This window comes from Bacteroides sp. Ga6A2, from assembly GCF_000702225.1.
Lineage (GTDB): Bacteria > Bacteroidota > Bacteroidia > Bacteroidales > Bacteroidaceae > Ga6A1.
This window is the reverse complement of record NZ_JNKX01000012.1, coordinates 47174-62225: the sequence shown is the minus strand read 5'-3', so window position 1 is coordinate 62225 and position 15052 is coordinate 47174. Positions and strand designations below refer to the sequence as shown.

Annotated in this window: 13 protein-coding genes, 1 tRNA gene and 1 pseudogene; 8 read left to right on the top strand and 7 right to left on the bottom strand. The window is 47.0% G+C overall.

Annotation, left to right across the window (positions count from 1 at the left end; translation table 11 throughout):
- Positions 1 to 45: 45 nt before the first annotated feature.
- From fucP to T538_RS0103210, 3 genes and pseudogenes are all read right to left on the bottom strand, one after another.
- Entirely contained in the window at positions 46 to 1308 is a 1263-nt protein-coding gene (gene fucP, locus T538_RS0103220; RefSeq protein ID WP_031532108.1) for an L-fucose:H+ symporter permease, read from the bottom strand.
- 7 nt (positions 1309 to 1315) lie between these two features.
- Positions 1316 to 4162, bottom strand: a pseudogene (locus T538_RS0103215) (bifunctional fucokinase/fucose-1-phosphate guanylyltransferase); the annotation flags it as partial.
- Between the two features lie 21 nt (positions 4163 to 4183).
- Positions 4184 to 5251: a mannose-1-phosphate guanylyltransferase gene (locus T538_RS0103210; protein ID WP_031532106.1), complete on the bottom strand. Its 1068-nt coding sequence runs from the start codon at positions 5249 to 5251 to the stop codon at positions 4184 to 4186.
- A 109-nt stretch (positions 5252 to 5360) separates the two neighbouring features.
- Here T538_RS0103210 and fabD point away from each other — a divergent pair, with 109 nt between their 5' ends.
- The 8 genes from fabD to T538_RS0103170 all read left to right on the top strand — a co-directional run bounded on the left by fabD (position 5361) and on the right by T538_RS0103170 (position 12304).
- Positions 5361 to 6251: an ACP S-malonyltransferase gene (fabD, locus tag T538_RS0103205; protein WP_031532105.1), complete on the top strand. Its 891-nt coding sequence runs from the start codon at positions 5361 to 5363 to the stop codon at positions 6249 to 6251.
- Between the two features lie 160 nt (positions 6252 to 6411).
- Entirely contained in the window at positions 6412 to 8106 is a 1695-nt protein-coding gene (locus T538_RS0103200) for an alpha-amylase family glycosyl hydrolase (protein ID WP_031532103.1), read from the top strand.
- 250 nt (positions 8107 to 8356) lie between these two features.
- Positions 8357 to 8430: transfer RNA gene (locus T538_RS0103195), tRNA-Thr, on the top strand.
- A gap of 64 nt (positions 8431 to 8494) precedes the next feature.
- Positions 8495 to 9085: a DUF4199 domain-containing protein gene (locus T538_RS0103190; protein ID WP_031532101.1), complete on the top strand. Its 591-nt coding sequence runs from the start codon at positions 8495 to 8497 to the stop codon at positions 9083 to 9085.
- Positions 9086 to 9088: 3 nt separating this feature from the next.
- Complete coding sequence (locus tag T538_RS0103185; RefSeq protein ID WP_031532100.1) at positions 9089 to 10042, top strand: glycosyltransferase family 2 protein; 954 nt, start codon at positions 9089 to 9091, stop codon at positions 10040 to 10042.
- Positions 10043 to 10089: 47 nt separating this feature from the next.
- The gene (locus T538_RS0103180) at positions 10090 to 10557 is read left to right on the top strand and encodes a DUF6452 family protein (RefSeq protein ID WP_031532098.1); all 468 of its coding nucleotides are present in this window, start codon (positions 10090 to 10092) and stop codon (positions 10555 to 10557) included.
- Positions 10535 to 11227, top strand: coding sequence for a DUF6048 family protein (locus tag T538_RS0103175; protein WP_031532097.1), 693 nt, complete (start codon positions 10535 to 10537; stop codon positions 11225 to 11227). Before T538_RS0103180 ends, T538_RS0103175 begins: the two co-directional genes overlap by 23 nt.
- Positions 11228 to 11290: 63 nt before the next feature.
- Positions 11291 to 12304 carry an FAD:protein FMN transferase gene (locus T538_RS0103170; protein WP_031532096.1) on the top strand — a complete coding sequence of 338 codons (1014 nt, stop codon included), beginning with the start codon at positions 11291 to 11293 and terminating at the stop codon, positions 12302 to 12304.
- 55 nt (positions 12305 to 12359) lie between these two features.
- Here the strand turns inward: T538_RS0103170 and T538_RS0103165 are convergent, their stop codons facing one another.
- From T538_RS0103165 to T538_RS0103150, 4 genes are all read right to left on the bottom strand, one after another.
- On the bottom strand, positions 12360 to 12914 hold the full coding sequence (locus T538_RS0103165) for a porin family protein (RefSeq protein WP_031540789.1): 555 nt from the start codon (positions 12912 to 12914) through the stop codon (positions 12360 to 12362).
- A gap of 132 nt (positions 12915 to 13046) precedes the next feature.
- Positions 13047 to 13703, bottom strand: a complete 657-nt coding sequence (locus T538_RS0103160; protein ID WP_031532094.1) for an ankyrin repeat domain-containing protein — start codon at positions 13701 to 13703, stop codon at positions 13047 to 13049.
- A 55-nt stretch (positions 13704 to 13758) separates the two neighbouring features.
- Positions 13759 to 14301: an outer membrane beta-barrel protein gene (locus T538_RS0103155; RefSeq protein WP_081834838.1), complete on the bottom strand. Its 543-nt coding sequence runs from the start codon at positions 14299 to 14301 to the stop codon at positions 13759 to 13761.
- 92 nt (positions 14302 to 14393) lie between these two features.
- Positions 14394 to 14960 (bottom strand): hypothetical protein, encoded by a 567-nt coding sequence (locus T538_RS0103150; protein ID WP_155992975.1) that lies wholly within the window; start codon positions 14958 to 14960, stop codon positions 14394 to 14396.
- Positions 14961 to 15052: the final 92 nt, after the last annotated feature.

Genomic DNA, 15052 nt, shown 5'->3' with positions numbered 1-15052 from the left:
CAAAATGCAATCCGAACTTTTTTGTCACAAGGACTTATTATTTGACTAAATATTCGTTTTTTTTAGGAAAATCACTTTATACAAAGCAAAAATGAGTACGAAAAGGAAGCAAACCGATGGTACGACGAACGAGAATGCCATGCTCGTAACATTCTCAACCCAAGCCATTACGATTGGCACGACAGCACCACCGACGATGCACATTATCAGGATTGCCGAAGCCGTCTGCGTGTCCTTCTTGCCAAGCCCTTCGATAGAGAGGGCGAAGACGGCAGGAAACATCAGACTCTCGAAGAAGAACGCCAGCATATACATTGCCAGATTTGCCGATGAGCCGAGAATCTGAATTGCCATTAGGAACATCGTTACAACTCCGCCGATGCTGAAGACTGCAAGAATCTTAGGTGCCTCGACAAACTTCATAACCCAGTTGCAGATTATTCGCCCGAGAAGGAAGAGAGTCATTGCGCCGAATCCGAGCAACAGAGATGCCGTTTTTGGCGAGATGTCAAGTCCTTCAAGCGATGTTGTGTAGCCGATAAAATACGAATTCAGAACCGTCTGAGCGCCGACATACATGAACAATGCCAGCGCACCGAGCAGAAATCCGTTATTGTGAATCAGTCCGCTTTTAGCGTCAGCCTCATCAACATTCTGCGACTTAACGTCCCGAATATCAGGCAACTTGATAAACGAGAAGAACAGAGCCACGGCAAAGGCTGTCAAACCCATGCAGATGTAAGGCAGAGCCACTCTGAACATTCCGTCTTCTGTTGCTGCGGTTTCTGTATCTCCGCTATATACGAGCAGACCGATTGCAGGACCGCCAATACAGCCGAGTCCGTTGAAGGTCTGCGCCATATTCAGTCGCTGAACGCCAGTCTCAGGGTCGCCAAGTCGCGTAGCATACGGATTGCACGCCGTTTCGAGGCAAGTCATTCCGCAGCCCATAACGAAAAGAGCGAACAAGAAAAACGTAAAACTAAGCGTTGTACTTGCTGGATAGAAAAGCAACGCACCAATGCCAAAGAGACACAATCCGGTAAGTGCGCCTGTCTTATAGCCAAACCTACTGATAATCTTACTTGCCGGAATAGCCATAAGGAAATATCCGCCATAGACCATAGCCTGAATCCATGCCGTATCGGTACTCTTCAGTTGCAGAGCATCCTGAAAGAACTTGTTCAGAACTCCGTGGGTGCTGTTTGCAAATCCCCAAAGAAAAAACAATAATGTTATAAGCGAGAAAGGCACGAGATAATTCTTGCCATCTCGTGTCCTTACCAATGATGTTTTGTTTTCTTGCATATCAAAATTAACTTCTGCTTACCTGCAAACCGCTGTCGCTTAGTTTCATATCCACAAAGCGAGCACGCTCGTTAGGCGGATTTGAGGTAAGGATATTTCTTATCTTTAGTGCTGCCTCTGGACTCTTTGCCACCATGTACAAGAAGCCTCCGCCGCCTGCGCCCGGCAGCTTGTAGCCAAGGCAGTAGTCCTTCACCATCTCGCAGATTTTCTGCACCTCTGGCGGATTTGTTCCGCTGTCGAGTCGCTGGTTCTGCTTCCAAGTCTTGGCTATAAGGCGTCCCATGCGGTCGAAATCCTCGCGCAGGATAGCGTCGTAGAGGTCGAGCGCATGCTCTTTCATCTCGGCAAGAAGTTCGAGATGTTCGGTAGAGTTCAGGAACATTCCGCGAACGATTTCGGCAAGAATCTGCTTTGCCGTGCGAGTGATGCCTGTGTAGTAAAGCAGATGGCACGCCGCATATTCGGGCTTCGTGTACAACTGCTGTGGCAACCACTTGACTGACGGGCATTGGTCGAATCCGGCATTTGTCTGGAGAAGTTTTGCGCCGTGCAGAACGCCTCCAAACTGGTCTTGCCATCCGCCGCCAGTTGTAAGAAGCTGTTCGAGAACGAGCGTTCTCTGCCCCACTTCGTTCTTGTCCCACGCCAATCCGCAGAAATCGGAAATTGCGCCGAGAACCGTAGATGCCAGAATAGAACTTGTTCCCAAGCCTGAGCCTGCCGGAATGGCAGAGAATGTTGTGAGTTCAATTCCGCAGCCGAAACTGCGAAGCTGCTGCTCAAGAGATTCGAAGTTTTCTGACGAATAGTTTGGATAGAAGCCAGCCAAAACGAGTGCCGCCTTAGGAATTGAGAACGGCGAGCCGACCTTGTAGAACTCCTGAAGTTCGCGATAAGTAGTAATCTCCTCCATCGCTCCAAGGTCAATAGACCGAAGCACAATCTTAAACTCGCGGCATGGCTTTATGTAAGCCTGAAGCGGCTGCTGACCGTTAAGGTCGATGGCGATATTAACCACATTTCCGCCTTCCATCAAGCAGTAAGGCGCGGTATCAGTCCATCCGCCGGCAATATCGATGCGAACAGGACAGCGGCTCCACACAATCTGGTCGGACTGTACATTAAGCCTTGGTTGCTGTTTGTTTGCAAGCACCGTCTCGGTAAGTCCCTCGCGCAGAAGTTCGAACGCTTTGTCGTCCTCCGCCTTGTAATCCTCTCCTTTCAGACGCAGGTATTGGGAACGGAAGATATGGTCGTGAATACGAGTCATCAGCGGAGTTGCGGACGGAATTGCAGCCGGCATTTCCAACCCGTTGTCTACGAACTCTTTGGCTGCATCGGCAAGATTTACCTGATAGAACACGCTGTTTGCGTAATTCCGGCTCAGCGAGTTCCAGTTGCCTGCGCGGAATTGCTCACGCTGCTTCTGTAGGCGTACGAGGTTTGCCTGAGCCGAAATCTCATCGGCGCACATCTTCTGCGCATCCTTGTAAAATGCTTCAGCCTCGGCATCTTCGTTGTCCGAAATCATCCAAGCCAGAACCCTGCCCATGCTTTCTACATCCTTGAATACAGGGAATATCTGCGCAGCCTGAAGGTCGTCCTTCTCATCTGTAACGGTTATATCGCACACGTTGTGAACGGTAGCCCACTCGGCGAACGGACGTCCCATGAACATCGTAGATTCGTCGTTGAGCGAGCCTCGGAAGGCATCGTTGAAGCCATATGGGCGAAGAACATACTCGTCATCGTTCAGCGGAACGACATCAACGCAGACTCCTGACGGAACGGTCAAGTTCCAGTTGTTTTCAGGAACGCCAGTTATGAGTTGGTTTGAACCGAGTTTCCATCCTTCGGAAATGCAGGAATTCTCAATCCATACATTTTCATTTTCCGGCGCGAGTTTCTGCATCATCTCCGAATTTTGGATGAAGATTGCAGGATTTGGCTTCACGCCCAAATGCATAATCTCGCGCTGGTCGTTCACCAAGTTCTGTATTCTGAGAGTAGATGAAATTATCTCGCGACTTGTTCCGTAATGATAGAATTCGCCGCCGTCGAGCGGAAGAATTGCAACCTTCAGTTCCTTCAGTTCGGCATCGTCGATAGTCGGATTTGAGCCGAGGGCGCATCCGAATTCAGAATACAAGTCGTAGTTTTTCAGTCCGTCGGCAGTACGCGAGCGATTCATAAGCAGTTTTACAGCCTTGTCGCTCAGCAGCCATACGCCGATATCCATAAGGAACAGATGAGTCTGCATTATCTCAGCAAGTTTCTCGACAGACGGTTTCTGCAACATGCACTCGAGCACATCGGGAGTCTGACGCTTGCTCACGAATACACCGTGATTCTTTGCAAGCGAAGGGTCAACCCACATTCCGTAGCAGACAACATCAGCCTCGGGAATTGGCTGCAGGCTCTTTGCCGTGCGCACATACACATCGCCGCTCGCTATGAGCGTGTGATAGCAGTCGGGCGCAATGTCCATCATCTTTTTGTAGAGCGGAAGTTGGAGCGACAGCAGATTCTGCCCCAAACGCTGCCCCTTAGCCCAGCGGAACACCGGAATCGGCGTAAGAATCTTTCCGCTTGGAGCATAGGCAGGCAGTCTGCGGCTCTGTCCGCCGGCATGAAGAAGAAGACGCTTGTCCTTAGCCAGCCAAGAGTCAAAATCATCTCCTCCGCCCCACTCTTTAAAACATTCATCGAGAAGCCACGTTGTACCGCCTCCTGAGCCGAGTTTAGAACCAACGGGGTCAGAGGTGCAGAACCATTCGTCTTTACTTACATTTTCAATTTCATGGAAACAGTCCACCAAGTTAGGCGGCAACGATAGCAATTTTTTCATCTGTTCAGTATAGTTATTGTATTGTTAATCTTCCTGGAAATTCTTTATACGCTGCTCTTCGCTAAGTTTGCAGACAAGCAACTGTCCGTCTTTCTCGGCAACGATATATCCGTCGAGTCCCTGCACAACGACCTTTCTCTCGTCTGTTGTATGAACGATGCAGTTCTTGCACTCGAACAGTTTGATGTTGTTTCCAATGGCAACGTTGCTGTCGGCATCCTTCTCAACCTGTCCGTGAAGAGAGCCCCATGTACCCAAGTCGCTCCAGCCAAAGTCGGCAGGCATTACGAAGATTTCCTCAGCCTTCTCCATAATTGCGTAGTCGACAGAGATGTTCTCGCATGTTGGGAACAGCTCGTTAATCTTAGCCTGCTCCTCTGGAGTATTATAATAAGGAATAAGTTTCTCGAAGATTGAAGCGAGCGCAGGCTGATATACTCTGAAAGCATTTACGATTGTGTGCGCACTCCACACAAAGATGCCTGCGTTCCAGAAGTAGTTGTCCTTCTGAACGTATTTCTTTGCCGTCTCAAGGTCAGGCTTCTCTCTGAAAGAATCGACGCTGAAAATCTCCTTGTTGCTGAGCGAAGGAACGCTCAAGTCGGCCTGAATATATCCGTATCCTGTTTCTGGTCGGTTTGGCTTCATACCCAATGTAACGATGGCATCTGATGATGAAGTGAAGTCCAGCGCGGTGTTAATAACTCTCTGGAATTCAGCAACGTTCATAACAACGTGGTCTGAAGGAGTAACGACGATGTTTGCGTCGGCATCTTCAGACTTGATACGCCAGCTTACATATGCAATGCACGGAGCGGTGTTGCGGCGGCATGGCTCGAGAAGGATGTGCGAAACAGGCACGTCTGGCAACTGTTCCTTTACAATATCCCTGTACATCTCGGATGTAACCACCCAAACGTTTTCAGACGGACATACATCCTTGAATCTATCGTAGGTTAACTGTATTAGACTTCTTCCACATCCCAATACATCAATAAACTGTTTAGGTTTTTCTGCTACACTCATTGGCCAAAAGCGACTACCTACGCCACCAGCCATAATAACAACATGTTTGTTACTCTGCCTTTTCATTGGATTATACTAAATTTATTTTCATGCAAAAATAAATAAATATATCAACAAAAAGAATCGGATTAAAAAAAAATGACTTATTTTTGCACAAATTATTATCAATAACATAATGAAAGCATTTGTTTTTCCAGGTCAAGGAGCCCAATTTGTAGGAATGGGCAAAGAACTTTATGAGAATAACCCTTTAGCAAAGGAATTGTTCGAGAAAGCAAACGAGATATTAGGTTACCGAATTACCGACATCATGTTCAACGGAACAGATGACGAACTTAAGCAGACAAAAGTAACTCAGCCGGCAGTTTTCCTTCATTCGGTCATAACTGCTTTGTGTCAGGGCAATAACTTCAACCCAGATATGGTTGGCGGCCACTCACTTGGCGAGTTGTCGGCACTTACAGCAGCAGGCGTTCTGTCGTTCGAAGACGGTCTGAAGCTTGTATATGCCCGCGCAATGGCTATGCAGAAGGCTTGCGAGGCTGCCCCATCAACAATGGCTGCCATCATCGGAATGGCAGACGAGCAGGTTGAGGCAATCTGCGCCGAGGTTAGCAAAGAAGGCAACATCGTTATCCCTGCAAACTACAACTGTCCGGGACAGCTTGTAATAAGCGGAAACATCGACGCTGTAAACGAGGCTTGCGAGAAGATTAAGGCAGCCGGAGCAAAGCGCGCCCTTCCGCTGAAGGTTGGCGGTGCGTTCCACTCTCCTCTTATGCAGCCGGCAAAGGACGAACTTGCAGCAGCAATAGAGAAGACAACATTCAACGCTCCTAAGTTCCCTGTATACCAGAATGTAGATGCTCAGGCACACACCGAGCCTGCCGACATCAAGAAGAACCTGATAGCACAGCTTACGGCATCAGTCCGCTGGACTCAGGAGGTACAGAACATGATTGCAGCAGGTGCTACCGAGTTCGTTGAATGCGGCCCGGGAAAAGCACTTCAGGGAATGATTGTGAAAATCTCGAGAGAGGTTTCTGTCTCAGGAATTCAAGGATAAACTAAAACAGGACCGTGCCATGCCGTACGGTCCTTTATTTTTCATACAAAAGAATCTATTTAAAACATTCGGGATTCCTTCGGGATTCGTTCGGGATAAAAGAAACAGATTCTCACTACCGAAATATGATATTAAGGACTTTAAATTTGAATTAAAAACTATGAGTGAAAAGATTACAATCTATCAGGTATTACCAAGATTGTTCGGCAACACGAAACAGCATCCGCATCAGGATGGAACAATCAAAGAAAACGGATGCGGCAAGTTCTCAAGCTTCACCAACGAGGCTCTGAGCGCAATCAGAGAGATGGGTTTCTCGCACATCTGGTACACAGGTATTATTGAACACGCAACTCAGACCGACTATTCGCGCCAAGGCATAGCAAAAGACCACAAGGCTGTGGTGAAAGGAAAAGCCGGCTCGCCATACGCTATAAAGGACTACTACGACGTTGATCCCGACCTTGCCGACAAGGTTCCAAACCGAATGCAGGAATTCGAGGCTCTTGTAAAGCGCACGCACGACAACGGCATGAAGGTCATCATCGACTTTGTTCCGAACCACGTTGCGCGCCAATATCATTCCGACGCAAAGAGAGAAGGCATTGCCGACCTCGGAGAGAACGACGACGTTCGCAAGGCATTCTCGCCAAACAATAATTTCTACTATATCCCCGACTGCAAACTCGAGGGCGCAATAGACCTTCAGCAGGGCGAGAAGAAGCCGTACATCGAGTTTCCGGCAAAGGCTACGGGAAACAACAGATTTGACCAATGGCCTTGCACCAACGACTGGTACGAGACCGTGAAACTGAACTACGGTGTTGACTACTGCAACGGCGGTACATGCTATTTCGACCCTATCCCCGACACTTGGAACAAGATGCTCGACATTCTCCTGTTCTGGTCGGCAAAGAATATCGACGGATTCCGCTGCGACATGGCCGAGATGGTTCCGGTTGAGTTCTGGGAATGGGTCGTTCCGCAGATAAAGGAGAAATATCCGGAGATTCTGTTCATCGCCGAGGTTTACAATCCAAACGAATATTGGAACTACATAAACCGCGGCAAGTTCGACTATCTGTACGACAAGGTAGGACTATACGACACGCTGAAGGGCGTAACACTCGGCGACCGCTCTGCTTCGCAGATTACGCATTGCTGGCAGAACTTGGGCGACTGCGCTCCGCACATGCTCAACTTCATGGAGAACCACGACGAGCAGCGACTTGCATCTGATTTTCTGTTCAAGGGCGGCCTGAAGGCTAAGCCTGCCGTTATAGTAAGCTCTTGCATCAACAATAATCCGTTCATGCTCTACTTCGGACAGGAACTCGGCGAGATGGGCATGGACTGCGAAGGCTTCAGCGGTCAGGACGGACGCACAACAATCTTCGACTACTGGACGATTAACAGCATCTACCGATGGAGAAACGGCGGAAAGTTCAACGAAGACAAACTTACGGCAAACGAGAAGAAAGTACGCGCATTCTACACAAGGCTGCTCAGCATCATCAGAACAGAGAAAGCCATAAGCGACGGCCAGTTCTTCGATGTGATGTATGTAAACCAAGGCAGTTGGACATTCAACGACTACAAGCACTACTGCTTCTTGCGCAAATACGAGAATGAACTGCTCGTGATTGTTGCCAACTTCGACGGAATGAAGGCAAAGATGGGCGTAAACCTGCCAATGCACGCGTTCGACTATCTCAACCTTCCGAAAGATTTGGGCAAAGTTACGGCAACAGACCTTCTTACAGGCAAGGAAGAAAAGCTGTCGATAGTGCCCGACCATCTTACAAACATCACCGTAGATGCGTACAACGGAAAGATTCTGAAGATAACTTTCTGATGTCTGTTTAATATATAAGGTATAAAAAGTGCATTTTTCAAAAAAATGCACTTTTACACAAAATTTTCTCTTTAAAGTTTTGGTAGTTCCCAGAAATGTACTACTTTTGCACCGCAATCGGAAATAAAGCCGGTGCAAACAACAAAACATGGGTAAGTCCTATACGGCCAGCTCCCTTCGAATCCTCCAGGGCTTGACGGCAGCAAAGGTAGTTGGTTGTAGCGGCGCGATGTAGATTGCTTACCCGCCTGCCTCTTTAGCTCAGTTGGCCAGAGCACGTGATTTGTAATCTCGGGGTCGTTGGTTCGAATCCGACAAGAGGCTCAAAAAGAGAATAACTTCGGTTGTTCTCTTTTTTGTTTTTAAGCACAATAGTCGACTATAATTTATGAATACATCAAATAGCGAGCGCGATTTCAATCGCATGAGTTTCTATGGACCTCAGAAGGACGGCATCATAGTGGGATCATTATGGTCGATAGGCTTTCTTACGTTCATGGCTAGTCTATCTGTAAGCATTCTGACATTGCCGACTATGGCTCTGTATATTGTGGCTATCTACGTTATACAAGCCAAGAGCTTCAAGCACTTCAAGACATACGGAGCCGACAAATTCACAGCACTTGCCGATTTCAGATATATGGCTAATATCTGCTTCTTTTCGGCTATCATCTATACACTTGTAATCTTTGTATACTTCCAGTTTGTAGACAACGGTTACATGGTAAGAGCCATCAATCACAATTTCGACCTTTTCTTGTCCGACCCAGCAATGAAGGCTCAGGCTGAAACTGCAAACGGCAAGGAGACAATACAGGCACTCGAACAGATAATGAGCACAGTCACCTCTTCACTTGAAGGAATGAGCCCAGTAAAGATAGCATATAACTTTGCCGTGAGCATACTGATGCAGCACATTATCATCTGCATTCCGCTGTGCATAATTCACTATTTCAGAAGAAACAAATTAAAAGACTAAAATATGGACATTTCAGTTGTTGTGCCTCTTTACAACGAAGAGGAATCGCTTCCGGAACTATATTCTTGGATTGAGCGCGTAATGCGCGAGAACAACTTCAGTTATGAGGTTATATTCGTAAACGACGGCAGCACCGACTCTTCTTGGCAGGTTATCGAAGACCTTCAGAAGAAATCGGACTGCGTAAAGGGCATAAAGTTCCGCCGCAACTACGGCAAGAGTCCTGCCCTGTTCTGCGGATTTGAGCGTGCACAGGGCGATGTTGTCATCACGATGGATGCCGACCTCCAAGACAGTCCAGACGAGATACCGGAACTTTACAGAATGATTACGGAAGACAAGTACGACCTTGTCTCAGGATACAAGCAGAAACGTTACGACCCGCTGTCAAAGACAATCCCTACAAAGTTGTTCAACGCAACGGCGCGCAAGGTGAGCGGTATAAAGAATCTGCACGACTTTAACTGCGGACTGAAAGCATACCGCAAGGACGTGATAAAGAATATCGAGGTATACGGCGAGATGCACCGATACATTCCTTATCTTGCAAAGAATGCCGGTTTCAGCAAGATTGGCGAGAAGGTTGTGCATCATCAGGCACGCAAGTTCGGCAGCACAAAGTTCGGCGGCTGGAACAGATTTGTGAACGGCTATCTCGACCTCTTGTCGCTGTGGTTCCTGAACAGTTTCGGTCTGAAGCCAATGCACGTCTTCGGCTTTCTTGGCAGCATAATGTTCTTCATCGGTGTATGTGCCTGCGTGGCTGTAGGCGCACTCAAACTTACGAAGATGTACATGGGAATGCCTTACAATCTGGTAACAGACAGCCCTTACTTCTTCATCGCCCTAACGATGATGATTCTGGGAACTCAGCTTTTCGTGGCAGGCTTCCTTGGCGAACTTATCAGCCGCAACTCCCCAGAACGTAACAATTACAAGATAGAAAAGGAAATCTGATGCGCAAAGTCAGGAAATACAGCCTACGGTTAACGGTCATCCTCGCGATGGCCTTAACTGCATTGTGGCAGAGCTGTTCGGAAATCGATTATCAGCTTTACCACACGTCGTACTGCATGATGCGGTTCTATAACGAGAATGGCGACAGCATAGCCATATCCGACTCGTTACAGATAACCGCCGAGGGCACAGACTCTGTGCTCGTAACCTATGCCCAGGGATACGGCCGCAAGACCATCAGCCTTCCGCTGAGTTACAGCAAGAACAAGGACGTGTTCAAGTTCAGTTTCAAGAACGGCAGCAAGGTTGACGAGGTGAACGTTACGGTTACGCACGACAACTGGCTACATTTCGAGAACATGGACAATCAGCCCTGCGCCTATCACATGATAACGGACATCGAGGTTGAACCGCTCGACAAACAGATAAGAAAGGCAACGATAACCAAAGGCGAAGTAACATTCGACCGGACAGAAAACATTCATTTCGAATATGAAGATATTAACGCTGATTAGCCTGCTTGCCTTCTCTGTTGCAGCACACGCACAACAGCAGATTGCCGAGGAGCAGGCTCAGAGAATTCTTGCACAAGACAACGACAGCGTTGCCCTGTTCAAGGGTGCTGCCGTGGGCGTAGACCTCTTCGGTCTGGCGCGATACAAGTTCGGCTCGTATGGCAATGCCGAGGCTTCGTTGCGCATCAATCTCAAGGACACGTTCTTCCCAATCTTCGAACTGGGCTACGGAATGTGCGACCATACCAACGACGAGACCAATATCAGTTACAAGAGTAAGGCTCCGTATTTCCGCGTGGGATGCGACTACAACATGCTGCGCAACAAGCATCAGGGCAACCGTCTGTATGCCGGCGTGCGATTCGGCTACACCAAATTCAAGTACGATGTTGAGACGCACAATCCGATAGTAGACCCTGTTTGGGGCGGCGAAGAACTATACTTCAACGAATCGGGCATAAGCAGTCGCGCTGCTTGGGGCGAGATTGGACTTGGTTTCGAGGCACAGATTATAAGCGGATTCCACATGGGATGGTCGCTGCACTACAAACGCAAGTTCACGGCAAAATCAACAAAAATTGCATCGCCGTGGTACATTCCGGGCTACGGAAACAACCGCGACACGCAATGGGGACTGAACTACAGTCTGATTTTCGACCTGCATCTGTAAACGCATCAGCATAAAAAACATTCGGTTTAAATGAAAATAGAAGAATCATACACACAACATAAGATGACTAAATTTCGATGGATATTCCTGCTGGCTCTGATTGCCGCAACGGTATGGATTGTCAGAAGTAACAACGGTAGCGCCAACCTCCGCTACTTCAAGAACAACGGAACGATTTTCGGCACTATCTACTCGGCAAGCTACAACTACGACCGCGACATTCAGGCTGACATCGAAAAGGAACTGAAGAAGGTTGATTTCTCGCTGTCGCCGTTCAACAAAGAATCGGTAATAAGCAAGATTAACCGCAACGAGGACGTTACGCCCGACAGTATGTTCACAAACGTATTCAATCTGGCACAGAGCATTTCTACCGTAACCGACGGCTGTTTCGACATAACCGTTGCTCCGCTCGTAAACGCGTGGGGATTCGGTTTCAAGAAGAAAGACAGCATCACGGCTCAGAAGATTGACAGTCTGCGCGCCATCGTGGGCTACCAGAAAGTAAGACTCGAAGGCGGCAAGATAAAGAAGGACGACAACCGCATAATGCTCGATTGCAGCGCCATTGCCAAAGGCTACGGAACGGACTGCGTGGCAAGACTGTTCGACCGCTTGGGCATTACTGACTATATGATTGAGATTGGCGGCGAAATTGTGGTAAAAGGTCACAATCCGCATGGCAAGAGTTGGAGGATTGGCGTAAGCAAGCCTGTTGACGACTCGCTTGCCATAGAAACAGAGCAGCAGACAATCCTTAACGTTACGGATATTGCCATGGCAACATCGGGCAACTACCGCAACTTCTACTACAAGGACGGCAAGAAATATGCCCACACCATCGATCCAAAGACGGGCTACCCTGTTCAGCACAGCATTCTGAGCAGCACGGTGCTTGCCAAAGACTGCGCCACAGCCGATGCGTTTGCTACATCGTTCATGGTTATGGGACTCGACAAGGCTAAGGCTCTGCTCGCCAAGCATCCCGAAATTCAAGCCTACTTCATCTATTCGGGCAACAAGGGCGAAAACCTTGTATATTACACCGATGGCATGAAGAAATGGATGACGAAATAAAACAAAAAAATGCAGTAATAAAGAAAGATTTATTGCTGCATTTTTTTTGCACTTATCAGAATGAGAATGAATAACCTGCCACTATTCCGACCATACAGTTATAAGCCTCTATATTCTTGAATACTCTTGAAAAACCCGTTGTCATATCTGCACCAACCGACAAGCCATTCTTGAAATTGTACTTTAAGTTGACAGCCAAACCCGAGTCGAAAGAGTTTGTATCAGACAGTCCGTAATCGTCGATGAGGCTTGCGAAATAAAGTCCTGTGCCAAGTACAAACTTGTCGTTTAGATGAAAGTTGCACATCACCGGCACTTCAATGTACTTAACGTTCCACTTGTAGTCACCGTAATTAGGCGATTTGGGAGTTTCTCCAGAAAAGCCCTTCTGGCAATACATGAAAGATGGCTCGATGCCGATTAAATCATTCAGCGGAAATTCACAGCCAATACCAGCCTTAAAACTTGTATCAAACTTTACATTGTCGGACTCTGCACCAATTAAGCCAGCATAGCCTCCGCCCACCTTAACAGTCAGTCTTGCTTTTTCCTGTGCATTGGCACACACAGAAGCGGCTACAAGAGCCATAACCAAAATAAACTTTTTCATTCAATTGAAAATTATTGTTGTTAATAGATAGTATCATTACTTTATCTATGCAAAGATAGGTATTTTTACAGAAATAATCGTTTTTTTATCGATAAATTGCCCTTTGACACAATTTTGAGGACAAAAAACAAACTACCCAAACACCTCTTTGAACAACACGACAATAGAGCCTTCGCGAAAAACATCGCGGATTGCTCCCCTATTGGGTCTTTTATAGTTCACATCTGCTCCTGCATCTCTCAATGCAGTTAGTATTTGTCTTAAATCCTCGTGTAATTCTGCTGTAAAAACGCGGTTGTCACATTCCCGATGTTCGGCATAGATATACTGCGGCAAAATCTGATTTGCCTGCAATGTAAAACGCCATAAGCACGAATTTCCGCAGGAATCGAGCGCATTTACATCGGCTCCGGCAGCAATCATCTTCTTCAGAATGGAAAGAGATGCCGATGCCTTTTCTTTTGTTGAGAAAACATGGAATCCATCACGACCGTTGGAGTTCCACCGGCTCTGCATCACGGCACAGTTTATTGCATCATGAAGAACGGGCGTTCTCCACTCGTTACAGCACGACTCATCTTCAATAAAATTAACATCTGCCCCATTATCGATAAGAAATTCGGCGATGTCATTATTACCTGTTTTCAGAGCCACTTGCAGCGGCGACTGCCCGTCGTCTTTCTTTGGCGGCAGCTTTGCCACACAGTTTACCAGTTCTGGCTGTTTCAGAATAATTTGTCTAACCGTTTCTAAATCGGATTTTCTGATTGCATTAAATAGTTTTTTCATAATTATTATCAAAAAAAAGAGCCGCCTAAACCAAGGCGACTCCTAAGTTATGAATTTAGAATGCGAATCCAACTACTGTGCCGAAAGTGATGTTCTGAGCATCGTAGTGCTTATCCAAATCTACACCACCGAATGAGGCATCAAGACCAAGGAAGAAACCGCTGTCGAACTGATACTTACCGCCAATACGAAGACCTGCATCGAAATTATCGAAGTCTGTGTCGTCATCGTCTACAAGGAAAGCACAGTAAAGACCTGCACCAAGCACCCAGTTTCTGTTAAGGTGAAAGTTACACATTGCCGGCATCTCAAGATAAAGCAAGTTGTTGGTTGTAGTAAACTTTCTGTTACCATCCCACCTAGAATACTCAGCACCCTTGCTGTTAAGCATCAAAGATGGCTCGATGCCGATAAGCTTGTTGATACGAATCTCGTAGCCTGCGCCAACCTTCCAGTTGAACTTAGCATCTGCACCATCAGCAGCATCGCCCATGTAACTTGAAAGACCGAAACCAGCCTTTACGTCGAAACCGCTCTTCTGCGCTGCGGCACTCAAAGTGATGACTGCGAAAGCCATCATCAATAAAAACTTTTTCATTTGGTTTGATTTGATAATTTTAACTGTTTAACTAATTCTACTTAAAATGCGCTGCAAATATAATAACATTTTTCTGTTTCAGCAAAAAAACATCAGAAAGCAAAGCCTATGAACATACTTGCCGTGCAGTTTCCTGCATTATCGTCATCTCTTTTCGGAATAAATCCAAGGCTCGCATCCAGTCCGATGAACAAGCCGCTGTTAAACTGATACTGTGCACTTGTGATATAACCAAAGTCGACATCAGAATCAAAGCCTTGCGATGCCGAGATTGAGCAATACAAGCCTGAACTCAGAACCCAATGCTTGCTCGGATACAGATTGATATGTATCGGCGCAACAAAATCGTACAAATACTCGCTGTCATCGTTGTTAGTCCCCCCAACGTAATATTCATCATAATTGCCGGCATATCTGACATGCAGATTCAGGGAATATCCCATGCCGACAACTCTGTTGTAATGGTGGTCGAAGCCCAAACCTACCTTAAACATAGATACCACATCGTCGCACGGATCGTAATGGCTACTGTTTCGGTAGCAAGTAGCCCATCCCAAGCCAGCCTTCAAAGTCACATGATCATTCTTGGCTACATCTTTCTGTGCTGCGGCACCAAGCGCAATGACTGCGAAAGCCATCGTTAAAAATAGTTTTTTCATTTTTATGATTTGATAAAATAATTACCTTTCTACTCTAAAACGGTGCAAAGATAGAAAACATTTTCGATTCGGTATGTTTTATCGATGATTAT